Genomic DNA, 26,838 nt, shown 5'->3' on the forward strand with positions numbered 1-26,838 from the left:
AGAATCACATTCAGAATTCCTCACTAAATTAGCCTATTTTCAGCTTTTTGAAGTCAAAAACGACATTTTATTCGGTCATCGTTAAAAATCATACCTCTAGCGTTACTTTTTAAAGTTTACTCGAAATACATTTGCAGCCGAACTTATGAATACAAACGGCAAACGACATTTTTATCCGGCTTATCCCGGTGATTTTTTCGCCATTGGCTTAAGCTATTTAAAAGCAGATGCTGAGACGCGCGGGCATTTTAGTGTTGACAGTACTATTCAAGAGCAAATTTTAAAACGCGCTCAAGAAGAAGGTATTGAAGGGCTGAGTATCATTTCTACTTGTAACCGTACCGAATTGTATGGTTTTGCTCAAGAACCTCTAGATCTTATTAAATTATTATGTGAGCATACCCGCGGTACCATCGCAGAATTTGAAGCGGTATCGTACTCCTATAAAAATGAGAAAGCCGTTGAGCATTTATTTAAAGTAGGTACCGGGCTTGACAGCCAGATTTTAGGAGATTTTGAGATTATTAGTCAGTTAAAAAATGGGTTTAAGCGTGCTAAAAAACTCAAACTGGTCAACCCATTTATGGAGCGACTTGTAAATGCGGTGATCCAGGCGAGTAAGCGCATTAAAAATGAAACCAATATTTCTAGCGGAGCGACTTCTGTAAGTTTTGCTTCGGTTCAATATATTTTATCACGTGTTCCGTTTATTTCAGAAAAGAATATTTTGCTTTTCGGTACCGGAAAAATTGGGCGTAACACCTGTGAGAATTTGGTTAAACACACCAAAAATGATCACATCACGCTCATCAACCGTACTAAAGATAAAGCGGAAAAAATTGCCGGAAAGTTTAACCTCATCGTTAAAGATTATGCAGACATCCAGTCTGAAATCGCACAAGCAGATGTGTTGATTGTAGCTACCGGCGCACAAAAACCTACCATTTCTAAAGAGCTTTTATATCTCAAAAAACCACTTCTTATTTTAGACCTGAGTATCCCTAAGAATGTAAATGAGAATGTAGAAGAAGTTGAAGGTGTAAGTCTGGTTCATCTAGACCAACTTTCAAAAATTACAAACGATACGCTTAACCGTCGCAAAAAGCAGTTACCACAAGCACAGGCAATAATCACTGAAATTCAAGACGAATTTTATGAGTGGTTGACCACGCGTCAATTTGCACCTACTATTAAGGCTTTAAAATTAAAACTGGTAGATCTTAAAGATGGTGAGATAGACAATCAACGTAGAAAAATAGCCGGTTTTAACGAAGAACAAGCTGAAATAATCAGCGAGCGTATCATTCAAAAAATCACTACACAGTTTGCAAAACACTTAAAGACGGAAGACATTTCACATACTGAAAGTCTTGATCTTATTCAAAAAGTGTTCAAACTTCAAAATCACTAAGCTTTGGCAAAAACCATACGCATAGGTACCCGCGATAGCGAGTTAGCGCTTTGGCAGGCACATACTGTGCAAGATCAATTACAAGCTCTGGGGTATAAAACCGAATTGGTTTCGGTAAAATCTACCGGAGATCTTATTCTAGATAAGCCACTTTACGAATTGGGAATCACTGGTATTTTTACTAAAACACTAGATGTCGCAATGATCAACGGGACGGTTGATATTGCTGTACATTCTATGAAAGACGTTCCTACTCAGCTTCCAAAAGGTATTGTACAAGGCGCTGTTTTACCACGTGCTGCTCAAGAAGATATTTTTGTTTTTAAAGACAACAAAAGCACTGCAGCTTTTGATGAACCGGTAACCATTGCAACCGGAAGTCTGCGGCGAAAAGCGCAATGGCTCAATAAATATCCGCACCATAACGTGGTAGATTTACGCGGAAATGTAAATACCCGTCTACAAAAAGTGGCGGATAACGAATGGGCGGGAGCTATTTTTGCTAAGGCTGGTTTAGAACGCATCAATCTAAAGCCTGAAAATCACGATATTCTTGATTGGATGATCCCCGCACCGGCGCAAGGTGCGATGGTTATCGCCGTTATGGAAAATGACACATTCTGTAAAGAAGCGTGTAACCAACTGAACGATGTGAATGCTGAATTAGCAACACGGATAGAACGTGAATTTCTTAGAAAATTAGAAGGTGGCTGTACAGCTCCAATAGGTGCTTATGCTGAAATAAAAGAGGGACACATCTATTTTCATGGAGCGCTTTTTAGTCTTGACGGAACTCAAAAGTTAGAGATTGAAGAGACCATATCCGTTTCTGAAAGTGAAAATTTTGGAGCCTTGTGTGCGCTAAAAATCTTAGAGGATGGAGGTCGCGAATTGATGGAAGCGATTAAAAAAGAATTGTAAAAAACCCTCATCCTCGATCCTTCTCCCCCAGGGAGAAGGAAGCAATATGGAAAGAAGTAATCACATAAAGTTAGCACGCTTGCTCAGGCAAGATCTTACCGAAGCAGAAAAAGAGCTTTGGGGGTTGCTTCGTGGTCGCAGAATAGACGGATTAAAATTCAGAAGGCAGCATCCTTTAAAAAACTATATAGTTGATTTTTTTTGTTATGAATTAGAACTCGTTGTTGAACTTGATGGCGGGTATCATAATTTCCCAGAACAAAAGGAAAAAGATGAACTACGTGATTTGCATTTGAAAGCATTGGGTTATAAAGTGCTTCGTTTTTCAAATGATACGGTATTCAAAAATCCTAAAGAAGTAATAGAGTCTATTTATGAATATAGCATAATTTACAAAAAGAAGAACAACGCCCCCCTCTCCGTCGGGAGAGGGGCTGGGGGTGAGGGAAAAACAGTCCTCTCCACAAAAAAACTAACACCTTCTCAAAAGAATTTAATTCTTGGAGCAGGATTTTCAGTTGTGGAATATGACGCCATAAAGATTGAACCCTTAGATTTTAAACTTCCGGAGGAATTAAAAAATCTGATTTTCACGAGTAAAAATGGGGTTTATGCTTTTTTAGAGAGAAATCATATTTCTCCAGAAAAAACAAATTGTTTTTGCGTAGGTTCTAAAACTGAAGGTTTACTTAAAGAAAAAGGCTTCCATGTGATTAAAACCGCTCAAAATGCATCAGAATTGAGTGATTTTATTGTAAAAAACTATCAAAAAGAACATTTTACTTTTTTTTGCAGTGCTATACGCAGAAAAGAATTACCTGAGAAATTGACTGAAAATCTGGTGAGTTTTGAAGAGATTATAGCTTATAAGACTCAATTAAATACTAAAACATTCAACAGAGAATTTGATGCCGTTCTGTTTTTTAGTCCGTCTGGAGTAGAAAGTTTTACTTCAGTAAATACATTAAAAAATACGCTTGCTGTTTGCATTGGCCAAACTACCGCAAACGAAGTACAAAAACATACTGAGCATTTTACCGTTGCTAACGCTACCACTGTAGAAAGTGTGATCGCCAGGGCGGTAAAAGCATTAAACTAACATTATGATCAAAAACGATTTATTTTTAAGAGCATTAAAAGGAGAAACGGTTGAGCGTCCTCCGGTTTGGATGATGCGTCAGGCGGGTCGCTACTTACCCGAATTTCAAGAGATAAAAGCTAAATACGATTTCTTCACACGCTGTCAAACTCCGGAACTTGCGAGTGAGATCACCGTACAGCCCATCCGTCGTTATGGTATGGATGCTGCGATTTTGTTTAGTGACATTTTGGTAATTCCACAGGCGATGAATATTGATGTGGAAATGAAACCCGGAGTTGGGCCGTGGTTACCAGATCCTATCCGCTCGATGAAGCAATTAGACCAAGTAATTGTTCCTGATATCCATGACACCTTGGGATATGTGATGGATGCGATCAAAATGACTAAAGAGAAACTCAACGACGAGATTCCTTTGATTGGTTTTGCTGGTAGCCCGTGGACGATATTATGTTATTGTGTGCAAGGTCAAGGTTCTAAGAATTTTGATATCGCAAAAGAATTTTGCTTTACGCAGCCTGAAGCTGCTCACGCATTACTTCAGAAAATCACAGATACAACGATTCTTTATTTAAAGGAAAAAGTAAAAGCTGGTGTTAATGCGGTTCAGGTTTTTGACAGTTGGGGTGGCATGCTTTCTCCTGTTGATTATCAAGAGTTCAGCTGGAACTATATTCAGCAAATAATTGATGCTTTAAAAGACGAAATCCCGGTAATTGCTTTTGGTAAAGGTTGCTGGTTTGCCTTAGGCGATATGGCAAAAAGTGGTGCTTCGGCATTAGGTGTAGATTGGACGTGTAGCCCACGAAACGCTCGTTATTTAAGTGGTGGTAACATCACACTTCAGGGTAATTTTGACCCAACGCGCTTGTTTTCGCCTCCGGCGGAAATCAAACGCATGGTGACCGAAATGATCGATGCTTTTGGTAAAGACAAATACATTGTAAATCTGGGTCACGGTATTTTACCTAATATTCCGTTAGAAAATGCAGGAGCATTTATTGAAGCGGTAAAAGAATATAAAGCAGAACGATGAGCATACGGGCGCGTTTAAAATCAATGAGCCTTGCTCAACTTTTTAAGCTTGCCTCTCTTTTTATTGCGCATCCCGGTTATGTATTTTTAACAGCTCGTGCGTCAAAAAAAGCGATGCACGTTGCAACTCAGGTTTATGGGGATACCCACCATAAAAGCAATCGTGCCAATGCATTTAGACACGCGTTTTGGACGGTTTTATTAGGAAAAGCAGTTTATCAGAAAACCCATAATCTAGAAAAAGCTAAAGGCTGGGCAAAACAATTTACCGATTTGCATGAAGAGTTATTTGTAAACAACGAGTTAGATCGTGCAATGGATTTGCAGAATAACAACTTTGGAATTCAAAAGTTGAAAGAACTGGTTACAACAACCGAAGCAGATACGATTGCATTTTTGAAAACCGAAGCAGAGAAAGCTGTTCAAATAACACAAACTGGAGAAACTAAGCAACATCCGTTAAATTTGGTTTATATTTCAGAATAATGATACAATCTATTTTTAGCGGACTTTCGGCTTATAAAGATTCTATAAGCCTGATGCGCAAACTGCGTTTATGGAAGTTTTTTGCCGTGCCTATGGCTATTAGTTTTTTTACGGCTCTTGTGATTGGTATTACCGCTTATGGGCTTTCAGGTAATATTGGCCATTTTATCGCACAACTTTGGGTATGGGAATGGGGTGCACAAACCGTAGAAACTATAAGTACAGTAGTTGGCGCTCTAATCATTATCGCACTGGGTCTTATTGCTTACAAACACATTATCATGGCTTTTTCTGCGCCATTTATGAGTCCGGTTTCAGAGAAAATAGAAGCGCATTTTTATCCTGGAGTGCATCAACATCGTGATACGACAAATGCCGGTCAACTCGTTCGCGGGATAAAAATAAACTTACGAAACTTAGCCTGGGAACTCCTCATAAGTATTCCGCTTTTGTTGTTGAGTCTTATTCCCGTTGTAGGTATTATTGCCACAGCTTTACTGTTTCTCATTCAGGCATATTATGCCGGTTTTGGAAATATGGATTATACACTAGAACGCCATTTTCCGTACCGTGAAAGCGTTAACTTTGTAAAAGCTAATCGCGGATTTGCCATAGGAAACGGAATTGTTTTCATGCTGTTTTTATTGATTCCTGTTGTAGGAATTATTTTGGTTTTGCCCATTTCGGTTACTGCCGCAAGCAAAACAACGCTTGAACTTTTAGAACAACAAAACAATGAGTGAAGAACCACAATATGAACTGAGGCTTTTAGAAACCGATGATGCTAAAGCATTGAATTTTCTTTTTAAAGAAAATAAAGACTCTTTTAAAGAATATTTTCCCGAAACCTATAAACAAACCAAAACCATTAAAGCTTCTAAAGCTTTGATTGAACAAATCATCAAGCTTGCTGAAGAAAAGAAGTCGTTTTACTTTGGCTTGTTTACCAGCATTCACCCTGAATTAGTCGGTTTGGTAATCTTAAAAGAAATAGATCTGGATAAAGGCGAAGGCGAAATCGCTTATTGTCTGGCAAAACGCTTTAGAGGTCGTGGCTGGATCTCAGAAGCCGTTGAACTCGTAGCAGATTATGGTTTTGTAAATCATAACATACACCACTATAAAATCATTACACATAACAGTAATGAAAAAAGTATCGAAGTTGCTCAACGATCTGGTTTTATCTGGCACAGCACCTTAGAAAAAGAATTTAAACCCCTGCGAGGCAAAGCTCAGGATATGGAGCTTTATGTCTTAAAAAAGTAACATACAAATGAGAGATCAGTTTGTAAACTACATAAAAAAATTACAAAATACCATCACCGCAAAGCTTGAAGCTATTGACGGTGAAGCAACTTTTAAAGAAGATTTGTGGCAACGCAAAGAAGGAGGGGGCGGTCGCACGCGAGTACTTGAAAACGGTGCGGTTATCGAGAAAGGTGGCGTAAACATTTCTGAAGTTTACGGTCCGCTTGCACCGGCGATGCAAAACTATTTTAACGTAGGCGATGTTGATTTTTTTGCCTGTGGATTGAGTTTGGTGATTCACCCTAAAAATCCATTTGCTCCTACGGTGCATGCTAACTGGCGGTATTTTGAAATGCTTGATAAAGAAGGAAACATCGTAGATTCCTGGTTTGGTGGCGGGCAGGATTTGACCCCGTATTATTTATTTGAAGAAGATGCCGTGCATTTTCACCAAACTTGTAAAACAGCCTGTGATGCGCACGACCCGGAATTCTACCCACAATACAAAATGCGCTGTGACGAGTATTTTCACAACAGTCACCGTGGTGAAGCGCGTGGATTAGGCGGTTTGTTTTTTGATTATCTCAAAGCAACAGACGAGCGCTCTATGCAAGACTGGTATAATTTTGTAACGCAAGTGGGCGATAGTTTCCTGGATGCCTATGCTCCTATTTTAGAAAAACGGAAAGATTTGCCTTACGGCGAAAAAGAGCGCGACTGGCAAGAAGTGCGTCGTGGCCGTTACGTAGAATTCAATTTAGTTCACGATAAAGGAACACTCTTTGGGCTCAAAACAAACGGAAGGATTGAGAGTATTTTGATGAGTTTACCACCCAATGTGCAGTGGCGTTACGACCATCACCCGGAGCCCGGGAGTGAAGAAGCTAAGCTGGTTGAAGTGTTAGAAAACCCTAGAGATTGGGTTTAATTATTTCCAGATAGTAGCTTGTTTAGTCTTAACGTGTGTATCTTTTTTGAGCTCGTTAAAGCGGGCTTTTAGAAGTAATTTTCGACCTTTGAGATTTCTGGTGAATATTAATTCTGAAGTTCCTAAATACTGTTTCCAAAACTCATGAAAAACAGACGCTTCTTTCTTTCGCTGTGCAAAAATTTCAGGAATTGTAAAGCAGCTTGAAAAGCCTAATTTTTCTCTTAACCAGTCTGTTTGATTGATGATATACCGTGGGTTATTTACAGGTGCCAGAACTTCTTGTAAATACTTCACAAAAAGCTTCTCTTCTTTTTCTGTAGCACCTTTTAAAAAACAGTTTAATATTCCCGCTTTGGGCTCTTCGATCACTAACTTGATCTGATCAGGAGCTGTATTTATATGTTTCAATCTTACCATAGTATCAAAAACCACCTTTGCAATAGCTTCGATTTCTTTATCTATTCTGCCATAATACAAATACAGTTTTGTCGCTCTGTAAAGCTTAGGTACTAATGTAACAGCCATTGCAGCTGCTAAAGCTACAATAAAATGAATGATTCCTTTTGCAATTAATAAACGTAAATAGCTCAAAAATAATTCTGGAAGAACAACTGTAAGGATGAGTACAATTTCGGCTAAAGCAAATTTCAAAGTACTGTTATAGGCTACTTTTCGCTTTACTGCAAACGGCTTATTATCATCGAAATTCAACTTTAATTCATTGACCATAATAGAGCCAGATTCAATAGCTTCATCCCAGCGTTGTTTTACATTTTTTCGATTTTTAGCCACCTGTACCATATGCTCATTAAGCTCTGGCAATTGATCAGCATTTACATCAAGATCCAATCGTTCGCTACCGTTTTCAATAACCGGTTTTCCGGTTAAGGTTACACCACAAAAGGCTTCAAACCTACGTTGGAGCAATTCATAATCTGCACCACCATTTGTTGCCGTGGGATCTAAACACGCCAAATGCCAGATGGATGCGATCTTGTCTGGTGACTTTGGAGAAACACGTATCGCTCGCCCCCGCATTTGATTAGACATCACAAAAGAGCCTACAAAAGAAGCCAGAATAAGTGTGTTTATCGCAGGACAGTCCCAACCTTCACCAAGCAATGATTTTGTCCCAATTAATATTTTTATAAAACCATCTTCAAAAAGACTAGTGATAATGCCAATTAATTTTGTTTTTGATACAGAATTCGGTTTAATAATTAAATAGGGTGAATCAGGAAGTTGCTCCCAGGTAAGATCGCCGTCAGCCGTTCTTTGCCTTAATACTTCAATAACCGAACTGTGTAAAATAATTAGTGATCCCGTTAAAACAGCAAGGTCTTGTTCTGCAATCTCACTATATCGCAAATGCTGAAAAATTGGGATGACACCCAGTTTATTTAAATCTGAAAGTTGACTTTTTTTAAGTTCTAAAAATTCTTTTCTAATATAATCTGATAAGATTACCGCTCTTAGTGAAGAACCTAAAGATTCAGATTCTGTTTTTGTAATCTCGAGTATGCTATTGAGCTTGGTCGTACTTTGTGAAAGTGATTTGTAAAGACGCTGCTCCCCAATAAGGTTCACTCTTTTTTGATCTAAACCTCCTACTTGCCGAAGCTTCTTTTCTATAGCTATTAGTACAGGCTCTTCTTCAAGATAGTGCTCCCGATGATCTATAAGATAATGCTGCAGTAAAATTTCAACCCACTCATATGAAAAATTAGGAATATGCACTTGCTCTTTTTCATCAAGGCCTAAAACTTCTAGTTTTTCTTTTGGAATCAGTATTCCTGAAGCATTTAGAAATATGAGAATCGCAGAATAACGCTCCGGGTTTTCATAAATATCAGGCAAAACCTCATTGGTTTTTGCGTAAAATGAATGGTCCTTTACAATCTTAATAAATGCTTCATCAAGCGTAAGTGCAGTTACAAAATGATGCAATTGTTCCCGGTATTCCTGAATGTATTTTATACGCTCCTTGCTGGGTTTTGAAAAATGAATATAGTCCTGATGTGGACAAAGATTATTTTCTTTTACGAGTTCGGGTACTGTAATCTCTACATCTACCGGTCCGCACAAATCAAAATAATTGCGCAATTCACGCGGCGAACTATCATACGGAGGTGTAGCTGTTAAACTCGTATAAATACCGTTTTCAAGTTTTTTAAGCTCAAAAAGCGGGACCCACCATTCATTTTTTAAATGATGCGCTTCATCCAGAACAATATGTGTAAGGTCTTGTTCCTTAAAAAAATTGATTAAAGCCTCTGAAGAAGCATTCATTTCATTTTTAAAGAAAGCATGCAACGATTGATACGTAGAAAAAGTTAGCGTTGCTGGTTCTTTTAAATTATAGGAGCACGAAACAGCATCTCGATCCTTAAGAAAACAATTTTGCAAGCGATCGTTCCACTGATTTCTAATCGTAAGCGTAGGGCATAAAACCAGTGTTCTTCGGTTTATTCTACGAATCATTTCGAGTCCTAAAACTGTTTTTCCTGAGCCTGGAGGAGCAATAACATGAAGATGACCATCATTAATATGGGTGTCAAATTCTTTTAAAAATTTAGCTTGATACGATCTCCAAGGAAAAATAAAATTGAGGTGCCGGGTAATAGCAAAATCAGACTTTAAGCTCAAAATATAATAGTAAATTTACCGTGTTATACACCAATACAGGCATTAAAGTAAAACTGTCTTAAATTCGATTCGAGCTCTGAAAGATTTAGTCTCGATTATCGAGTAAATTTGCCCGTAAAATACAGAATATTATGTTCCCATTAAGAAGAAATCGCAGATTACGTACCTCTGAAGCTATGCGCTCGCTTGTGCGTGAGACCAGTATATCACCCAATGATTTTATCGTACCTCTTTTTGTTGTTGAAGGAAAAGGGGTTAAAGATGAAATCGCATCGATGCCAGGCTATTACCGCCTGAGTTTAGACAATCTCGCAAAAGAGATAAAAGTACTCTGGAAAATGGGCTTAAAAAGCGTTTTGCTTTTTGTGAAAGTAGACGATAAACTTAAAGATAATGTGGGTACCGAAGCTTTAAATCCTGACGGATTGATGCAACGCGCGATTAAAACGGTTAAAGATGTCGAGCCTGAAATGGTGGTAATGACTGATGTAGCACTTGACCCGTTCTCTTCTTTTGGCCATGATGGTATTGTGGGCGGCGGAAAAATCATCAATGATGATTCTAGTGCAGTGCTTGCAGAAATGGGACTTTCGCACGCGAATGCAGGAGCAGACTTTATCGCTCCCAGTGATATGATGGACGGTCGCATTTTTGAAATGCGCACCCTGCTTGAAGACGAAGGTCACCACGATGTAGGTATAATGAGTTATTCTGCTAAATACGCCTCTGCATTTTACGGTCCGTTTCGGGATGCGTTAGACAGTGCTCCGGTAGATTTAAAAGACGTGCCTAAAGACAAAAAAACCTACCAGATGGACTACGCAAACCGAAACGAAGCAATCAAAGAAACCTTGATGGATATCGAAGAAGGCGCTGATATTGTGATGGTAAAACCCGGATTATGCTATCTGGATATCGTACGCGATATTAAAAATGCGGTAAACATTCCGGTGTCTGTGTATCAGGTAAGTGGTGAATATGCGATGATCAAAGCTGCTGCAGCAAAAGGCTGGCTCGACCACGATGCAGTAGTTCTGGAACAGACCTATGCTATTAAACGTGCCGGCGCAGACCTGATCGCAAGCTATTTTGCAAAAGATGTGGTTAAATTGATTTCATAGTTATGCGTAATTTTTTCATCTTAATAATTGCCGTTTTGAGTTTCAGTCATATTTCAGCTCAGGAAAGTCTTTACAAAAAGGTCTGGCTTGAAAAATGGCAAAACTCAAAGAACTATTTGATCGCTATTGCCGAGCAAATGCCTGACTCGATGTATAATTACAAACCTACCGAGCGTGAAATGAGCTTCGCGGAGCAACTCGAGCACATAAACGGGAATATGGAATGGCTGGCCACTACTTATTTTGATAAAAAAGAAGCCGAAGTGAGTACTTCAGCGAACCCAAAAAAGCGCATCATTGCCAATCTTGAATCTTCATTTGATCAAATTCAGGAAACCATAAAAAGCTATCCCGAGAATAAACTGGAAGAATCTGTAGATTTCTTTGCAGGTGAAAAATCGCGTTTGCAGATTCTTAATTTGCTTCAGGATCATATCACCCATCATCGCGGGCAACTCATTGTTTATTTAAACCTAAATGATATTAAGCCACCTCGGTATACGGGGTGGTGATTAAAATGATTTCATAGTCCTAATTAATGTTAAATAATGTTATTGACAAATACGGTTCGTTTTCAGATTCCTGGATCAACTCTGTTGAAGCAAGTAAAGAGCACAGTGAAATTAAAATTTCCATAACCTGTTCAAACCTTTTGAACGGTTATAAGTAAGAAACCATTTATTTGATTTTAAGTAATATCGTTTTTTCAAATATTGATATGTTTTGGTTAAAAAAAATAATGGCATTAAAGATGGGCTTCTAGAAATGAAAGGAGATTATATTTTGCTAGATTTTGACCCAATTGATCACTTTGATTATTTAAAAGAGAATTCAGATTCATCATTCCTTGTCATTTGTAAAAAAATAGAAGCCGTGTTTGTTAAGTATCATGATTGCTAAACTACTTCCTGAAAAGGCTTTTTTATTTTAAAATAAACTAAGCTTTTCTTAACCCATTGGTCAGACCTTTTGATTTATAGTATATTTATCGCAAATCAAACTAACCCATGGCTCTACTCATCGCGTTTGCGTTTATATCGATATTTTTCTCCTTTCTCTGCTCGATCTTAGAGGCAGTTTTACTGAGTGTTACTCCAAGTTTTATCCGTATTAAAACCAAAGAAGGTCATGCCTACGCCAAAACTTTGGCCAACTTTAAAAAGGATATAGACAAACCGCTTATCGCAATTTTAACGCTCAATACTATCGCACACACAGTAGGTGCGATTCTCGTGGGTGATCAAGCCGGTACAATGGCAACGGAGTCTGGATGGAATTTCTCGATTTTAGGATTAAATTTTGTCGCGATTGTTTCTACTATAATGACCTTGCTCATTCTGGTTCTTTCAGAAATTATTCCAAAAACCATAGGCGCTACCTACTGGAAATCTCTGGGGAATTTCACGGCTAAAACGCTCTCTTTAATACTGATTTTATTAAAATACACCGGTATTCTCTGGATCTTAATGCAAGTGACTAAGCTTGTCGGAAAATCAGCGCACGTTAGCACCATGAGCCGCGAAGAATTTATGGCCCTTACCGATGCCGCTGAAAAAGAAGGGGTGTTTGAAGACAACGAGACCACGGTGATTAAAAACCTACTCGTCTTTAAATCGGTTATGGCCAAAGATGTCATGACCCCATTTCCGGTTGTGGTTACCGAAGATCAGAGCATGACCTTAAAGGAATTTCAAAAAGAACATCCGCATCTAAAATTTTCCAGAATCCCGGTTTATGAAAACAAATCGCATAACATCACGGGTTTCATTCTTAAAGATGATGTACTTGAAGAGATCGTAGAAGAGCACGGCGAAAAAACACTTGCCGATATCAAGCGCGATATTCTTATTGTAAATTCAGACCAACCCATACCGTTACTTTTTGACACCTTCGTAAAAAGCAGGGATCACTTAGCGCTGGTAACTGACGAATTTGGAAACACCATCGGTATCGTTACCATGGAAGACATTATTGAAACCCTTCTGGGGCTTGAAATAATGGACGAGAGCGATACTATTGAAGATATGCAGGTACAAGCGCGTAAAAACTGGGAACGTCGCGCAAAACGTATGGGAATTCCGTTAGAAAAAGTTAATACGCCACCTGTTAACGTAAAGCTCTCACCACAACATGATACCGACGTGAAGCGAGAAGATATGCCCGATTCTGATAAACCTTCAGCATGAGTGAAGCATTTGTAGATTCGCCATTGGGAACACTCCTAATTCAGGGAGATGAATCGGGACTGCAACGTGTTGAATTTATAGATGAAAAAATTCCGCAAAGTGAAAACATTCCGGTTGCTTTACAACAAGCAGTGTTTCAGTTAACCAATTATTTTGATGGAAAACGCAAAAGCTTCAACCTGAAACTGAATCCACAGGGAACCGATTTTCAGAAACGTGTTTGGCTTCAACTTGCACAAATTCCTTTTGGCAAAACTATTTCCTATCTACAAATGGCTAAAGATCTGGGTGATCCTAAAGTCATCCGTGCAGCGGCCTCAGCAAACGGGAAAAACCCAATCGCCATTATTATTCCGTGCCATCGGGTAATAGGTAGCGACAGCTCTATGACCGGCTATGCCGGCGGAATCTGGCGAAAAAAATGGTTGCTGGAACACGAAAGTCCGGTAATGCAACATTCTCTTTTTTAGAAGTACGGATTTCCTTAAAAAATCATAACCCTTTTTCGGTATCTTTAAGTTATGAAATTTCTTAAACGCCTCTTTATTGGTTTAATAAGCTTTTTGGTCGTACTCATCATTGCATTGTATGTTTTTGATTATGACTATCTGCTCAAGGCTGTACGCACCATCTATTTTACCGGTCACACTACGGCATACCTTGAAGATTACAAGAAGTTTAACAATACGCGTATTGAAGCCGGCAACCCACAGGCCTGGCCACAGGCAAAGAACTACAACACCTATGAACTCAGTGATACGCTACGAAACATTCATAAAACATACGGTTCTATTGCCTACGTGGTGATCAAAAATGACAGCCTAGTTTTTGAAGATTATTATGATGGCTTTGGACAGAATTCTAGAAGCAATTCGTTTTCGATGGCAAAAAGTTATGTTTCAGCAATGCTGGGCAAGGCCATAAAAGATGGGTACATCAAAAGTCTCAATCAGCCGGTTGGTGATTTTATTTCTGAATATTCCACAGGAACAGCAGCTCAAATGACCGTTGGTGATCTGGCCTCTATGGCCAGCGGCCTCAATTGGGACGAGACGTATTACAGTCCGTTTTCAGTAACTACTCGAGCCTATTTTGACGATGATTTAGAGCCAGTAATGCTCAATTTAGGAATGAAAGAAAAACCAGGTACCTGTTACAAATACCTCAGCGGCAACACACAACTTTTAGCAATGGTGCTCGAAAAAGCCACCAGCAAAAAACTCGCAGACTACCTTTCTAAAAGTTTTTGGAAACCTCTGGGTTCCCCGGAAGATGCGCTTTGGCAGCTAGATAGTGAAGAAGGTGGTCTCGTAAAGGCCTATTGTTGTATTGCCTCTAACGCACTTGATTTTGCCCGTCTCGCAAAACTTTACAAAGACTATGGCAACTGGAAAGGAACCCAAATTTTAGACTCTATGTTCGTCACCAAATCGATCACACCCCGATTCTCAGGGGAGCCCTACGGATACGGATTTTGGCTTAAAGATTTTAAAGGCAAAAAGGTCTTTATGATGCGCGGCCATCTGGGGCAATATGTGATGGTAATTCCTGAAGATGATTTAATCGTAGTAAGATTGGGTCACAGTCGCGGTAAGGTAAATGAAACTTTTTATCCCGATGAACTAGACAGCTATCTTGAAGAAGCCTATAAAATGAATTGAATATGATCTCTCGAATCCAACTTGAAAACATCCTGTTTCTGGATATTGAAACCGTACCACAGCATGAGAATTTTAATGATTTGGATGCTGATTTACAACAGCTGTATGCAGACAAAACCGAATATCAACGGAAAGATGAATTCACTGCTGAAGCGTTTTATGACCGCGCGGGTATTTGGGCAGAGTTTGGGAAGATCGTGTGTATTTCAGTAGGCTATTTTCACAATTCCGGGGAGCAACGTAATTTTAGAACCACTTCTTTTCACGGTTCTGAACACCAACAATTATTGGATTTTAAGAAGCTACTTAGCGAGCATTACAACAAACCACAGCACGTGCTTTGTGCACATAATGGTAAAGAATTTGACTTTCCGTTTATTGCCAGGCGAATGATTGTAAATGGCATAAGGCTTCCGTTTAAGCTGGATCTCTTTGGTAAAAAACCATGGGAAGTTCCACATCTGGACACCTTAGAATTATGGAAATTTGGTGACTATAAACATTATACTTCCTTAAAATTACTTACTAAAATTCTGGATATTCCTTCTCCTAAAACAGATATAGACGGGAGTCAGGTACGTGATGTTTTTTATAAAGAAAAAGACATCGAGCGCATAATTGAATACTGCGAGCGCGATGTGGTTGCAGTTGCTCAGATCTTTTTACGGCTACGCAATGAAAAACTTCTGGAGGAATCTGAAGTCACTTCGGTATAGAACAAACAAGATATTGTAATTTTAAAGTGTGAACAAAACAGCACTTCTTTCAGTAGAAAATCTAAGCATAGGTTTTAAGACCGGCAATAAACTCAATCAAGTTTTACACGACATCAACTTTGACGTTTATAAAAATGAAATTGTAGGCGTTGTGGGTGAGTCTGGCTCGGGTAAATCTGTGACCAATCTGGCTGTTTTGGGTTTACTTCCTAAACGTATTTCTGAAGTAATTTCCGGTAAGATTATTTTTGAAGGAAAAGATCTCTTGACGTATTCAGATAAACAGCTTCAGAAGATACGAGGGAACGCGATTTCTATGATTTTTCAAGAACCTATGAGTTCATTGAACCCTTCAATGCGTTGTGGTAAACAAGTCACCGAAATTTTAAAAAGACATCAGCAAATCAGTCACGAAGCAGCAAAAGCTGAGACTTTAAGATTGTTTGAGCAAGTAAAACTTCCCCGTCCCGAGAGTGTTTTTAAAGCGTATCCACACGAGATAAGCGGTGGTCAGAAACAGCGTGTCATGATTGCTATGGCAATTGCTTGTAAACCGCAACTACTCATCGCAGACGAGCCTACAACCGCGCTTGACGTTACTGTTCAAAAAGAGATCATTCTGCTTTTAAAAGAGCTGCAACAGCAAACAGCAATGAGTATTCTCTTTATTTCGCACGATTTGTCTTTAGTTAGCGAAATAGCAGATCGGGTTCTGGTTATGTACCGGGGTAAAATTGTCGAAAGAGGCACTGCAACTTCAATTTTTAAAAATCCACAAGAAGATTACACGAAGGCTTTGATCTATGCCCGACCTTCGACTACCGAACGTCTGAGTAAGCTACCCACTGTTGCTGATTTTTTAAGCGGAAAACCCTTAGCTCAAGCATTGAGTTCCCAATCTCGGGAAAAACAACATCAGGATATTTACAGCAAATCACCCTTATTAGAGATTAAAAACGCACAGAAAGAATATTACTCAAAAGTTTCCTTTTTTGGTAAAACCGAAACCGTAAAAGCAGTTAATAATGTGAGTTTTAAAATTTACGAAGGCGAAACGCTGGGGCTTGTAGGTGAGAGCGGCTGCGGAAAATCAACTTTAGGGAATTTAATTCTTCAGCTCGATAAAGCAACTTCCGGAAGCATTTTCTACAACGGAAAAGATTTGACAAAACTGAAGTCAAACGAACTGCGCAAACTTCGGAAAGATATTCAGATCATCTTTCAGGATCCCTACTCGTCGCTGAATCCACGGTTGACAGTAGGTCAATCGATCACAGAAGCGATGCAGGTTCATAAACTGTATGGCTGTAAAAAAGAGCGCAAAGCAGAAGCATTAAAATTGCTGGAGCAAGTTGGCTTATTGCCTGAGCATTATGATCGCTATCCACATGAGTTTAGTGGGGGTCAACGTCAGCGCATTGGCATTGCACGTACAATCGCGGTAAAACCCAAGTTTATTGTTTGTGACGAATCGGTGTCTGCTCTGGATATTTCGGTGCAGGCTCAGGTTCTTAATCTTCTCAATGAGCTTAAGGAAACTTATCAGTTTACTTATTTATTTATCTCTCACGATCTGGCTGTAGTAAAATATATTTCAGACCGCTTACTAGTAATGCGTAACGGGCAATTCGAAGAAACAGGTGAGGCCGATGCTGTGTATGCAAATCCTGAAAGTACATACACCAGAGAACTTATAGATGCCATTCCCAAAGGGATTTAAAACATAAAAAAGAATACTTTTTTAGCTAAAAAAATAAAAGTATTTGCAGTCGCTAAAAGTTCTTTAAGGGTAATTTTTGTTTGTTGAAAAAAAGCATTCATATCGTATTTGTCAACTAGTTATCTGAAATTAAAAGCGCGGAGCTCCCCCCGCGCTTTTTAACAAATCATAACATCAAAATACTCCTATTCTGAAGTTAACACATTAAGGACTCCTCCTTAATTAAAGTTTCTTGTAAATCGTTGATTTGGGCTTTGCTAAAATAACTTATTTTATAATTATTACAAGTTCAAAGCAACAAAATCTTTAATAAAAGTTAAAAAAAAGTGTTTTTAATCCTTTTTTAGATGTTCCTAATCGGTGATTTGAATAACCTGTGTATGTTACCGTATTAAAAAATCACTTTATAGAATAAACTACCTCGGGGCAAGCCAACGAAGCATTCGTTAGAAATAAATTTTTAATTTCTAGGCAAGACTTAGGGTATTAAACTCTTTGACGACGCCAATAAAAAAAGGGAGCCGTTAAAACGACTCCCTTTTTTTTATTCTTTCTTTTAAACTATCAAGCTAAAATCATTTCAGGGACTTCATCTGGAATTTCTAGTTTCCCTTCTGTAGCGGCCTTGATCTCATCTACGGTAACTCCCGGAGCACGCTCCAGAAGTTTAAAACCGTTTTCAGTTACCTCAAGAACTGCGAGGTTAGTCACAATTTTGGTAACACAACCTACGCCTGTTAGCGGCAAGGTACAGCGTTTTAAAAGTTTAGATTGCCCTGCACGGTTGGTGTGCATCATAGCGACAATAATATTTTCTGCACTGGCAACAAGATCCATTGCTCCGCCCATACCTTTTACCATTTTCCCCGGAATCTTCCAGTTTGCAATATCTCCATTCTCGGCAACTTCCATAGCGCCTAAAATAGTGAGGTCTACGTGCTGTCCCCGAATCATCCCAAAACTCAATGCAGAATCAAAAAACGAAGCTCCTTTAAGCGTGGTAATGGTTTGTTTTCCGGCATTAATAATATCAGCATCTTCTTCTCCTTCAAAAGGAAAAGGCCCCATACCTAAAACCCCATTTTCACTCTGAAATTCGACTTCTATATCGTCTCTTACATAATTGGCTACCAGCGTAGGTATACCAATACCAAGATTGACATAAAAACCATCTTTAACTTCCCGAGCGATCCGCTTAGCGATTCCGTTTTTGTCTAGCATCTTATTTATTGGGTTGTGGAGTCATTCTTAAATAAGGTTTGATCTCTTTATGCCCTTTAGGGAAAAACTCCGGAATTTGTTCGTTGCTTACACTAGGTGAAATCACACAATCCTCACCATCTTTCCAGTTCGCCGGTGTAGCTACTTTATGATACGCTGTAAGCTGAAGCGAATCAATAACACGTAAAATTTCATCAAAATTACGACCTGTCGAAGGCGGATACGTCAATGTCAATTTAATTTTCTTATCCTGCCCGATTACAAATACCGAACGTACCGTTGCTTTCTCACTCGCGTTTGGGTGAATCATATCGTAAAGCTCTGCGACTTTGTGATCTTCATCTCCGATGATTGGGTAATCTACCGTTGTATTTTGAGTCTCATTAATATCTTTAATCCACTCTTTATGCGAAGCAACACCGTCAACGCTCAACGCGATAGGTTTTACATTACGCTTTTTGAATTCGCCATGGTAGTTTGCTACAGTACCCAACTCTGTTGTACAAACCGGTGTATAATCTGCCGGGTGCGAGAATAAAATCCCCCAGCTGTCGCCCAGCCATTCGTGAAAATTGATTTCTCCTTCAGTAGTGTCTACTGTAAAATCTGGTGCTGTATCTCCTAATCTTAAATGTGCCATTTGTTGTATTTAGTTTTAAATTATTTGGAAGTTAATTTTATCGTTTTCTTACTGTGCGTTGTTCAATACGCTTTTCGTAATTCTTTCCTTCAAAAATACGTTGAACAAAAACTCCCGGAATGTGTATCTGGTTAGGATCGAGTTCTCCCGCCGGAAGCAACTCTTCTACCTCAGCAACTGTTACAGTTGCCGCACCACACATTATAGGGTTAAAATTACGCGCAGTTCCTTTAAAAATGAGATTTCCGGCAGTGTCGCCTTTCCAAGCTTTAATGAACGCAAAATCAGCCTTAAAAGCGTGTTCTAAGACATACATTTTACCATCAAACTCACGGGTTTCTTTACCTTCGGCTATTTCTGTACCGTAGCCTGCAGGCGTGTAGATAGCAGGAAAACCAGCTTGCGCAGCACGGCAACGCTCAGCGAGTGTACCTTGCGGAATCAGCTCAACATCAAGTTCGCCACTCAACATTTGGCGTTCAAACTCGGCATTCTCCCCTACATAAGAAGAAATCATTTTTTTGATTTGCTTCTTTTGAAGCAACAAACCCAGTCCAAAATCATCAACTCCTGCATTGTTAGAAATACAGGTCAATCCTTTAACGTTGAGTTTAACTAAATGCGAGATTGCATTTTCCGGAATACCGCTCAGTCCAAAACCGCCAAGCATCATCGTCATATTGTCTTTGACACCTTGCAATGCTTCTGAAACCGAGTCTACCGTTTTTGTTATCATTTTCTCATTTTAGAATAAGAAAATTACAAAATACGTTTTCTAACAGCAATCTTTTAGCAGTATTTTATGCTATCTATAATCTCAGAAAAATTACACTTTCACACTTAAATCTCAGCTCTTAAAAGTCTAACTCATCTGGTAAATCAACTCCTTGATTTCCTTCAGCAGGAACAGAACAATCTACACGAATAGAAAGGTTTTCGGGTCTCTCAAAATCTTCTTTAGAAATCTTAAGGTCTTCATCTGCATAGCATTTTTTCATAAAAACACCCCAGATTGGTAGAGCCATTGTCGCTCCCTGCCCGTAAGTTATAGAAGGGAAATGCACCGAACGGTCATCACCACCTACCCAAACGCCGCTTACCAGATTGGGAACCATCCCCATAAACCAACCGTCACTCTGATTTTGAGTCGTACCGGTTTTACCGGCAATAGGGTTTTTAAACATATAAGGATGACCGGTGATTACATTCTTATAAACACTATTGTTAATTGCTCCTGAGCGCAAACGTGCACCAGAACCATATTGAGTTACTCCTTCCATCAAGTTAACGGTTACGTAAGCAGATTCTTGGCTAATAACATCTTTTGCTTGTGGAATGCTTTGATATAGAATTGTTCCGTTTTTATCTACAATCGTTGATACGATTTGCGGCTCTACATGAACCCCTTTATTTGCAAAAGCAGAATAGGCCGAAACCATCTCAAATAAACTCAAGTCTGCCGTACCTAAAGCAATTGAAGGAACTGCAGGAATATTTTCAATATCTACACCTAACTTTTCAATAAGGTCTATAACCGGCCTGGGACCTACACGATGCATTAAACGTGCAGAAACGGTATTGATTGATTGTGCTAACGCAGATTTCAACGTTACCATACCACCATAATCACCACTTGAATTTTCTGGACACCAGTCTTTTTGTGCCCCCATCTCTCCTGCCGGAATACAATAGGGAATATTAGGTATGGTATCGCAAGGCGAAAGGTGTAATTGATCTATTGCTGTCGCGTACAAAAACGGTTTAAAGGTAGAGCCTACTTGTCTCTTTCCGGTTTTTACGTGATCGTACTGAAAGTGCTTGTAATTGATACCGCCAACCCATGCTTTTACTTCACCGGTTTGTGGCGTCATACTGAGTAAACCTGCTCGCAGAAAACGCTTATAATATAAGATACTGTCTCTGGGTGTCATCACCGTATCAATCTCCTTTGCGCCATCTTTCCAAACAAAAACACGCATATCAGTCTCTTTATCAAAAGAAGCTTTGATTTGCTCAACAGGAATATCACGTGCAGTCATTTTTCTCCAGCGATCAGAATTACGCATTGCACGATTTAAAATACTTGTTTCTTCTTCTTCAGTAATATCCCTAAAGGGAGCTGTTTTGTTTCTTTCGTTTTGTCTGTCAAATTCACGCTGCAGGTTTTCCATATGGGCGGTTACTGCTTCTTCTGCATAACGTTGCATACGAGAATCTACTGTAGTTGTGATTACGAGTCCGTCGCGGTAAATATTGTAATATTCCTCATTACCATCTGCATCAACACCCTTAGGGTTTTGTTCGATCCAATCTGACATAAATGCGCGCAGATATTCTCTAAAATATGTTGCGATACCATCTGCATGACCTTCTGGAGAAAAATTTATCTTCATAGGCATAGCGATAAGACTATCCCGTTCTATTTCGGTGATCTTATCGGTTTCGGCCATTAACGCTAAAACGGTGTTTCTACGCTCTAGTGATTTGTCTTTTGAGATCTCTCTGTACGGATTATACTGACGCGGGTTTTTAAGCATTCCCGCAATGATCGCGGATTCCTCAGGACGTAATTCTATGGGCTCTTTGTCAAAATAAATTTTAGAAGCAGAACGTATTCCCACTGCCTGAAACAAGAAATCCTGCTTGTTCAGGTACATGGTTATTATCTCTTGCTTGGTGTACTGTCGTTCAAGGCGTGCTGCAATAATCCATTCTTTTACTTTTTGAAGAACACGCTCAAATTTACTACTAGGCGTATCAGAAAAAAGCAATTTTGCCAATTGTTGTGTTATGGTACTCGCTCCACCTTTTGAACCTAAAAATGCTACTGCACGCGCAGTACCACGCATATCAATGCCCGAGTGCTCATAAAAACGTCTGTCTTCGGTAGCAACGACGGCATCGATAAGATTTTGAGGTAAATCTTCATATTTAACCGGAGTACGGTTCTCATTGTAAAATTTTCCCAGCGTTTTTCCGTCAGAAGAAAGTATTTCTGTTGCGAGATTACTCTCTGGATTTTCTAGCTCTTCAAATGTGGGTAGTTTACCAAAAACTCCCCAAGAAGCCAATAAAAATATTAAAACTATCGATGCTATTCCGCCTAAAAATAAAATCCAAAAACCCTTAATATACGGGCGATAATTGGTTGATTTTGCCTGTTTTGCAGACTTTTTTTTATTCTGAGCCATTTAATTATTCTTTTGTTTTTTCAATTCGTAGGCCCACATCTCTGATTCCTTCTAAATCTGCAATAGGGTTCACATCTCCATTGCCACGCATTGCCTGTTTTATAGAAAAGGTGTAGGTGCCTGCTTCGTTAAATTGTATATTTTCTTTGTACCAAAGTTTGCTTTCTTTTAAGTCTCCAGAACCGCTGCCCAGCCAAGTGCCGTCTGGTCTGGCCATCTCATACTCTAAGGTATCTGTAATGGTTTTACCATTAGGAAACTGCATATCTGTGATTAAAAACAAATTACTAAAAGCGTACGAGTTGTCATTTCGCAGGCTTATAAACGCATTATAATGTGCTAAAGTGTCTAAATCTTCAATTTTAAATACCACAACAGAATCACTTTGCCAATGATCTGGCAAAGATTTGAATTCATGAAAGACAGCTGTTTTATCACAAGAGGTGAAACAGATCAAACCCAGAATCGCACCAAAAACTCTATGCATCTTTTTTAGGCCCCTTTTTGCGATAATTACCTTTTTTTCTTCGGCTCTTTGAATGCTTTTTTGAAGTCTTAGGCTTATCAAAACGCGTTAAACTGTCTTGACCAACTACGTTACCAAACTCTACTTTAGAATCTGTAAGAAGCTCTACTGCATATTCTTCTAAGCTGGCAACCGGTTGATTTTTCTTGTTTGCTTCTAGAATCTCGTTAGCTTGTGTAGTAGTTAGTTTATGCCAGTTCATCCACTCACCTTCATAAGCGTACCACAAATGCCCCTGAAAAATATCTATCTTCTGGCAAACTGCTGTCCCTTTTTCAGTTTTGAGCTTTTGTTCTGTTTTAGGAAAGTCTTTAAGCGCATCCAGATATGCGTCTAGCTCATAGTTTAAACAGCATTTAAGCTTACCGCACTGACCGGCTAACTTTTGAGGATTTAGAGAAAGTTGCTGGTAACGCGCTGCGCTTGTAGTTACCGATCTAAAATCTGTTAACCAGGTAGAACAACACAACTCGCGACCACAAGAACCTATGCCTCCCAGACGCGCGGCTTCTTGTCTGAAGCCTATTTGACGCATCTCAATACGTGTTCTAAATTCTTGTGCAAATTCTTTGATCAATTGTCTAAAATCTACACGTTCTTCTGCTGTGTAAAAGAATGTTGCTTTAGAGCCATCTCCCTGAAATTCTATATCAGAGATTTTCATCTGCAAGCCTAAACGTATTGCAATCTGACGCGAGCGTACTTTAATCGCCTCTTCTCTGTCTTTTACGTTTTGCCAAACCTCAACATCCTTTTGGTTAGCTTTTCGGTATATTTTTAAAAATTCGTCTGTATTGTAGGGTACTTTTTTCTTTTTCATCTGTATGCGAACCAATTCACCAGTAAGCGATACAATACCTATATCGTGACCAGAAGCCGCCTGTACAGCAAGCACTTCTCCCACATTAATCTGAAGTTTATCTATGTTTTTCACATACTCTTTGCGACCATTTTTAAACCGAACTTCTACGAAGTCAAATTCTTCCTGGCCGTCTGGCAAACTCATATTTGAGAGCCAGTCAAAGACTGTTAGCTTATTACATCCGTCAGTACCACAAGTACCATTATTTTGACAACCACGTGGCTGACCATTTACGGTCGTACCACAATTTCCACACGCCATGAGATCCTATATGTTTGTAAATCTCTGATCTAAAATGATCAGGATTTAGTTATTGGTATATATTGAAAACGGAAGTCTTCCGTCTTAATTGCTGCTAAAGATAACATTTTAGACATGCAAAAATATAGTAAATCTAATTGGTGTTTTGCTTTATCAACACAGAATTTATACTTGAGACTAGATACTTAAAAATGCAGCCGACAATTGCCGGCTGCATTTTATTTATAAACTCTAAGCTTTCCGTTGAAACTTTAATTTCTCAGACCTACCCTTTTTAAAAATCTTATTGCTGTTGGGTATGCCCTTTCTCAATTCTTTTTGCACTTCATAAGGCAAAGCGATTATTTCTTTACACTCGTCTGAGCAGGTATGATTCATGGCCTCTGCACACTCTTCACATTGTATAAATAATAAGTGGCAGGCTTCGTTTTCACAATTTACATGCGTATCGCAAGGTTTACCGCATTGATGACAATTAGAGATAATATCTTCAGAAATACGCTCGCCGCGACGATGATCAAATACGAAATTTTTTCCTTTAAATTTATTCTCAAGTTTCAACTGCTCCACCTGACGGGCGTATTCAATTATTCCGCCCTCAAGCTGATATACTTGTTTAAACCCTTTGTGTTTATAATAAGCGCTCGCCTTTTCACAACGTATTCCACCGGTGCAATACATCACCAGCTTTTTATCTTCCTTATGATTACGCAGGTCTTCTTCAATAAGATCTAAGCTATCGCGAAATGTGTCAACATCTGGAGTTACCGCATTTTTAAAATGGCCTATCTCGCTCTCATAGTGATTGCGCATATCTACCAGCACCACATCATCACTCTCTATAAGTTCATTAAAGGTAGCTGCATCTACGTGAATCCCTTTATCAGTAACATCAAAAGTCTCATCATTCAAACCATCTGCTACAATTTTATCACGCACTTTAACTTTCAGCTTTAAAAAAGACTTGGCATCCTGTTCTATTGCAATATTGAGGCGTACATTTTCAAGAAAGCAAATTCCGTCTAGAAAATTTTTAAAAGCCTCAAAGTTTTGAGCCGGCACAGAGAGCTGGGCGTTAATCCCTTCGTGTGCGACATAAATACGACCTAAAACGGCCATTTCATCCCAGGCGATAAAAAGGTGATTTCTAAAAAGATGTGGATTTCCAATTTTTGCATATTGGTAGAACGAAAGCGTAAGGCGATCTTCGCCGGCCTCATCAATGAGCGCTGCACGTTCTTTTGCACTTAATTTGTTGTACAGTTGCATGCTATACTAGATTTTAAGGTTAAAAGTGGCGCAAAAGTACAGTTTTTAGACGGTTGCGACAACTATGTCTTATATGTAACAAAGCGAAAGCATAGAGTACAAAAAAAATGCCCGCGATAGTTTTCGAGGGCATTTTTCTTGAACGGCTAATTCAGGTTATATATTATTTTGATTTTATCAAAACTTAAACAACCTAACCACCGTCCAATCTGGTATTGCAACTTACAGTGATGCTGATACATCCTAGAAATTTGCAATATCTAACTTGTGTTTTCTGCATCATAGCACTACACATTACTTTGATCTATAGATACACGCATACGCAAAAGGTTGCCTGACACTATGTTAAAATAGCTATCTAGGAATTTTTCCAGATTAATAGTTGTGTATCTATAAAAAGCAATGTATTGTTGGAATTTTTCCAATAATTTAGCAAGCTATCGTTGTTTCCATAAAAAAGAAATGGTACTTTAGCACTTTGATTTATCTTTTCAATTTTTGAAGCATTTTTGCTCAAAAGCACTTGTAAATCAACTTGTGCGGAGAAACATAAGATAATCAAGAGGTGTCATTTATTTTTAGACATCTACAGAATAAGACCTTAACAGGTTATAAAAGAAACTAAAAACTATGAGTAAAGAACAAGAAGCCAAATTAAAAGCCTTAAAGCTTACCCTTGATAAAATGGATAAAACTTACGGTAAAGGTACCGTAATGAAAATGGGAGATAATGCTATTGTAGAGGTTGAAGCTATTTCTACAGGTTCATTAGGACTTGATATTGCATTGGGCGTTGGCGGTTTACCTAAGGGTAGAGTTATTGAAATATATGGTCCTGAATCTTCAGGTAAGACCACATTAACTTTACACGCTATTGCAGAAGCACAGAAAAAAGGAGGTATTGCAGCATTTATAGATGCGGAGCATGCTTTTGACCGTTTTTATGCTGAAAAATTAGGTGTAGATATTGAGAACTTAATCATCTCGCAACCAGATAACGGGGAGCAGGCTCTTGAGATTACAGATAACTTGATTCGCTCTGGCGCTATTGATATTATTGTAGTCGATTCTGTCGCTGCCTTAACTCCAAAAAGTGAGATAGAAGGTGAGATGGGAGATTCTAAAATGGGGCTTCACGCACGTTTGATGTCTCAAGCGCTACGTAAACTTACAGGCTCTATTAGTAAAACCAACTGTACTGTAATTTTCATCAACCAACTTCGTGAAAAAATCGGAGTGATGTTTGGTAATCCTGAAACTACAACGGGTGGTAATGCACTTAAATTTTATGCATCAGTACGATTAGACATACGTCGCTCTACTCAGATCAAAGATTCTAACGGTGCTGTACAGGGTAATAAAACCCGTGTAAAAGTGGTTAAGAATAAAGTAGCTCCTCCTTTCCGCCAGGCAGAATTTGATATTATGTACGGTGAAGGTATTTCTAAAGTAGGTGAGATCATTGACATAGGTGTTGAATATGAAATCATCAAAAAAAGCGGTTCATGGTTTAGTTACCAAGACACAAAATTGGGCCAAGGTCGTGATGCGGTAAAAGCCATCTTAAAAGACAACCCAGATTTATTTGAAGAACTAGAAGTTAAAATAAAAGAAGCTATTAAGCTTGCAATGCAAGCTTAAACTTTTTTTTGCTCTAACGCGCAACCTTTTTCATCATTTTGTATCT

At 38.9% G+C, this 26,838-nt stretch carries 24 protein-coding genes; 16 read left to right on the forward strand and 8 right to left on the reverse strand.

Annotated elements, in window-relative coordinates; genetic code table 11:
* The first annotated feature begins 145 nt into the window (after positions 1-145).
* Genes hemA through hemF form a run of 8 tightly spaced genes read left to right on the forward strand, consistent with a single transcriptional unit; the run spans position 146 to position 7,128 of the window.
* Entirely contained in the window at positions 146-1,411 is a 1,266-nt protein-coding gene (gene hemA / locus DSM02_RS01665; RefSeq protein ID WP_128764012.1) for a glutamyl-tRNA reductase, read from the forward strand.
* 3 nt (positions 1,412-1,414) lie between these two features.
* The gene (gene hemC, locus DSM02_RS01670) at positions 1,415-2,332 is read left to right on the forward strand and encodes a hydroxymethylbilane synthase (protein WP_128764013.1); all 918 of its coding nucleotides are present in this window, start codon (positions 1,415-1,417) and stop codon (positions 2,330-2,332) included.
* A 46-nt stretch (positions 2,333-2,378) separates the two neighbouring features.
* Entirely contained in the window at positions 2,379-3,431 is a 1,053-nt protein-coding gene (locus DSM02_RS01680) for a DUF559 domain-containing protein (protein WP_205875053.1), read from the forward strand.
* A gap of 4 nt (positions 3,432-3,435) precedes the next feature.
* Positions 3,436-4,467 (forward strand): uroporphyrinogen decarboxylase, encoded by a 1,032-nt coding sequence (gene hemE / locus DSM02_RS01685; RefSeq protein ID WP_128764014.1) that lies wholly within the window; start codon positions 3,436-3,438, stop codon positions 4,465-4,467.
* Positions 4,464-4,952 (forward strand): DUF6973 domain-containing protein, encoded by a 489-nt coding sequence (locus DSM02_RS01690; RefSeq protein WP_164918208.1) that lies wholly within the window; start codon positions 4,464-4,466, stop codon positions 4,950-4,952. Before hemE ends, DSM02_RS01690 begins: the two co-directional genes overlap by 4 nt.
* Positions 4,952-5,695, forward strand: a complete 744-nt coding sequence (locus DSM02_RS01695) for an EI24 domain-containing protein (protein ID WP_128764016.1) — start codon at positions 4,952-4,954, stop codon at positions 5,693-5,695. The genes DSM02_RS01690 and DSM02_RS01695 overlap by 1 nt, the downstream gene beginning before the upstream one ends.
* Positions 5,688-6,218, forward strand: coding sequence for a GNAT family N-acetyltransferase (locus DSM02_RS01700; RefSeq protein WP_128764017.1), 531 nt, complete (start codon positions 5,688-5,690; stop codon positions 6,216-6,218). The genes DSM02_RS01695 and DSM02_RS01700 overlap by 8 nt, the downstream gene beginning before the upstream one ends.
* 7 nt (positions 6,219-6,225) lie before the next feature.
* Complete coding sequence (hemF, locus tag DSM02_RS01705) at positions 6,226-7,128, forward strand: oxygen-dependent coproporphyrinogen oxidase (protein ID WP_128764018.1); 903 nt, start codon at positions 6,226-6,228, stop codon at positions 7,126-7,128.
* Here the strand turns inward: hemF and DSM02_RS01710 are convergent, their stop codons facing one another.
* Positions 7,129-9,777, reverse strand: a complete 2,649-nt coding sequence (locus tag DSM02_RS01710) for a DEAD/DEAH box helicase family protein (RefSeq protein WP_240673956.1) — start codon at positions 9,775-9,777, stop codon at positions 7,129-7,131.
* 131 nt (positions 9,778-9,908) lie between these two features.
* On the opposite strand from DSM02_RS01710, the gene hemB reads away from it, so the two are divergent.
* From hemB to DSM02_RS01745, 7 genes are all read left to right on the forward strand, one after another.
* Positions 9,909-10,898 (forward strand): porphobilinogen synthase, encoded by a 990-nt coding sequence (hemB, locus tag DSM02_RS01715; RefSeq protein ID WP_128764019.1) that lies wholly within the window; start codon positions 9,909-9,911, stop codon positions 10,896-10,898.
* A gap of 2 nt (positions 10,899-10,900) precedes the next feature.
* Complete coding sequence (locus tag DSM02_RS01720; RefSeq protein WP_128764020.1) at positions 10,901-11,410, forward strand: DinB family protein; 510 nt, start codon at positions 10,901-10,903, stop codon at positions 11,408-11,410.
* Between the two features lie 495 nt (positions 11,411-11,905).
* Positions 11,906-13,084 carry a CNNM domain-containing protein gene (locus DSM02_RS01725; RefSeq protein ID WP_128764021.1) on the forward strand — a complete coding sequence of 393 codons (1,179 nt, stop codon included), beginning with the start codon at positions 11,906-11,908 and terminating at the stop codon, positions 13,082-13,084.
* Positions 13,081-13,554 carry a methylated-DNA--[protein]-cysteine S-methyltransferase gene (locus DSM02_RS01730; RefSeq protein WP_128764022.1) on the forward strand — a complete coding sequence of 158 codons (474 nt, stop codon included), beginning with the start codon at positions 13,081-13,083 and terminating at the stop codon, positions 13,552-13,554. Before DSM02_RS01725 ends, DSM02_RS01730 begins: the two co-directional genes overlap by 4 nt.
* Before the next feature lie 51 nt (positions 13,555-13,605).
* Positions 13,606-14,745: a serine hydrolase domain-containing protein gene (locus DSM02_RS01735; RefSeq protein WP_128764023.1), complete on the forward strand. Its 1,140-nt coding sequence runs from the start codon at positions 13,606-13,608 to the stop codon at positions 14,743-14,745.
* 2 nt (positions 14,746-14,747) lie between these two features.
* Positions 14,748-15,461, forward strand: a complete 714-nt coding sequence (locus tag DSM02_RS01740; protein ID WP_128764024.1) for a 3'-5' exonuclease — start codon at positions 14,748-14,750, stop codon at positions 15,459-15,461.
* Between the two features lie 28 nt (positions 15,462-15,489).
* Positions 15,490-17,181 (forward strand): ABC transporter ATP-binding protein, encoded by a 1,692-nt coding sequence (locus tag DSM02_RS01745; RefSeq protein ID WP_128764025.1) that lies wholly within the window; start codon positions 15,490-15,492, stop codon positions 17,179-17,181.
* A gap of 564 nt (positions 17,182-17,745) precedes the next feature.
* Here DSM02_RS01745 and DSM02_RS01750 read toward each other — a convergent pair.
* The 7 genes from DSM02_RS01750 to trhO form a co-directional block, all read right to left on the reverse strand.
* Entirely contained in the window at positions 17,746-18,402 is a 657-nt protein-coding gene (locus tag DSM02_RS01750; RefSeq protein WP_128764026.1) for a 3-oxoacid CoA-transferase subunit B, read from the reverse strand.
* A gap of 1 nt (position 18,403) precedes the next feature.
* Positions 18,404-19,042, reverse strand: a complete 639-nt coding sequence (locus DSM02_RS01755) for a peroxiredoxin (RefSeq protein ID WP_128764027.1) — start codon at positions 19,040-19,042, stop codon at positions 18,404-18,406.
* 37 nt (positions 19,043-19,079) lie between these two features.
* Positions 19,080-19,778, reverse strand: a complete 699-nt coding sequence (locus tag DSM02_RS01760) for a CoA transferase subunit A (protein WP_128764028.1) — start codon at positions 19,776-19,778, stop codon at positions 19,080-19,082.
* Between the two features lie 118 nt (positions 19,779-19,896).
* Positions 19,897-22,233: a penicillin-binding protein 1A gene (locus DSM02_RS01765; RefSeq protein WP_128764029.1), complete on the reverse strand. Its 2,337-nt coding sequence runs from the start codon at positions 22,231-22,233 to the stop codon at positions 19,897-19,899.
* A 4-nt stretch (positions 22,234-22,237) separates the two neighbouring features.
* The gene (locus DSM02_RS01770) at positions 22,238-22,720 is read right to left on the reverse strand and encodes a gliding motility lipoprotein GldH (protein ID WP_128764030.1); all 483 of its coding nucleotides are present in this window, start codon (positions 22,718-22,720) and stop codon (positions 22,238-22,240) included.
* On the reverse strand, positions 22,713-23,882 hold the full coding sequence (locus DSM02_RS01775; RefSeq protein ID WP_128764031.1) for a PSP1 domain-containing protein: 1,170 nt from the start codon (positions 23,880-23,882) through the stop codon (positions 22,713-22,715). The genes DSM02_RS01770 and DSM02_RS01775 overlap by 8 nt, the downstream gene beginning before the upstream one ends.
* Positions 23,883-24,113: 231 nt before the next feature.
* Positions 24,114-25,151, reverse strand: a complete 1,038-nt coding sequence (gene trhO, locus DSM02_RS01780) for an oxygen-dependent tRNA uridine(34) hydroxylase TrhO (protein ID WP_128764032.1) — start codon at positions 25,149-25,151, stop codon at positions 24,114-24,116.
* Between the two features lie 630 nt (positions 25,152-25,781).
* Here trhO and recA point away from each other — a divergent pair.
* Complete coding sequence (gene recA, locus DSM02_RS01785) at positions 25,782-26,792, forward strand: recombinase RecA (protein WP_128759480.1); 1,011 nt, start codon at positions 25,782-25,784, stop codon at positions 26,790-26,792.
* Positions 26,793-26,838 lie beyond the last annotated feature (46 nt).

It is taken from the genome of Leeuwenhoekiella polynyae (genome assembly GCF_004104075.1).
GTDB classification, from domain to species: domain Bacteria; phylum Bacteroidota; class Bacteroidia; order Flavobacteriales; family Flavobacteriaceae; genus Leeuwenhoekiella; species Leeuwenhoekiella polynyae.

Excerpts from the sequence above, each read along its gene's own strand:
- hemA (WP_128764012.1), top strand. The coding sequence starts at position 146 with ATGAATACAAACGGCAAACGACATTTTTATCCGGCTTATCCCGGTGAT.
- DSM02_RS01680 (WP_205875053.1), top strand. The coding sequence starts at position 2,379 with ATGGAAAGAAGTAATCACATAAAGTTAGCACGCTTGCTCAGGCAAGAT.
- hemE (WP_128764014.1), top strand. The coding sequence starts at position 3,436 with ATGATCAAAAACGATTTATTTTTAAGAGCATTAAAAGGAGAAACGGTT.
- DSM02_RS01690 (WP_164918208.1), top strand. The coding sequence starts at position 4,464 with ATGAGCATACGGGCGCGTTTAAAATCAATGAGCCTTGCTCAACTTTTT.
- DSM02_RS01695 (WP_128764016.1), top strand. The coding sequence starts at position 4,952 with ATGATACAATCTATTTTTAGCGGACTTTCGGCTTATAAAGATTCTATA.
- DSM02_RS01700 (WP_128764017.1), top strand. The coding sequence starts at position 5,688 with ATGAGTGAAGAACCACAATATGAACTGAGGCTTTTAGAAACCGATGAT.
- hemF (WP_128764018.1), top strand. The coding sequence starts at position 6,226 with ATGAGAGATCAGTTTGTAAACTACATAAAAAAATTACAAAATACCATC.
- hemB (WP_128764019.1), top strand. The coding sequence starts at position 9,909 with ATGTTCCCATTAAGAAGAAATCGCAGATTACGTACCTCTGAAGCTATG.
- DSM02_RS01720 (WP_128764020.1), top strand. The coding sequence starts at position 10,901 with ATGCGTAATTTTTTCATCTTAATAATTGCCGTTTTGAGTTTCAGTCAT.
- DSM02_RS01725 (WP_128764021.1), top strand. The coding sequence starts at position 11,906 with ATGGCTCTACTCATCGCGTTTGCGTTTATATCGATATTTTTCTCCTTT.
- DSM02_RS01730 (WP_128764022.1), top strand. The coding sequence starts at position 13,081 with ATGAGTGAAGCATTTGTAGATTCGCCATTGGGAACACTCCTAATTCAG.
- DSM02_RS01735 (WP_128764023.1), top strand. The coding sequence starts at position 13,606 with ATGAAATTTCTTAAACGCCTCTTTATTGGTTTAATAAGCTTTTTGGTC.
- DSM02_RS01740 (WP_128764024.1), top strand. The coding sequence starts at position 14,748 with ATGATCTCTCGAATCCAACTTGAAAACATCCTGTTTCTGGATATTGAA.
- DSM02_RS01750 (WP_128764026.1), bottom strand. The coding sequence starts at position 18,402 with ATGCTAGACAAAAACGGAATCGCTAAGCGGATCGCTCGGGAAGTTAAA.
- DSM02_RS01755 (WP_128764027.1), bottom strand. The coding sequence starts at position 19,042 with ATGGCACATTTAAGATTAGGAGATACAGCACCAGATTTTACAGTAGAC.
- DSM02_RS01760 (WP_128764028.1), bottom strand. The coding sequence starts at position 19,778 with ATGATAACAAAAACGGTAGACTCGGTTTCAGAAGCATTGCAAGGTGTC.
- DSM02_RS01765 (WP_128764029.1), bottom strand. The coding sequence starts at position 22,233 with ATGGCTCAGAATAAAAAAAAGTCTGCAAAACAGGCAAAATCAACCAAT.
- DSM02_RS01770 (WP_128764030.1), bottom strand. The coding sequence starts at position 22,720 with ATGCATAGAGTTTTTGGTGCGATTCTGGGTTTGATCTGTTTCACCTCT.
- DSM02_RS01775 (WP_128764031.1), bottom strand. The coding sequence starts at position 23,882 with ATGGCGTGTGGAAATTGTGGTACGACCGTAAATGGTCAGCCACGTGGT.
- trhO (WP_128764032.1), bottom strand. The coding sequence starts at position 25,151 with ATGCAACTGTACAACAAATTAAGTGCAAAAGAACGTGCAGCGCTCATT.
- recA (WP_128759480.1), top strand. The coding sequence starts at position 25,782 with ATGAGTAAAGAACAAGAAGCCAAATTAAAAGCCTTAAAGCTTACCCTT.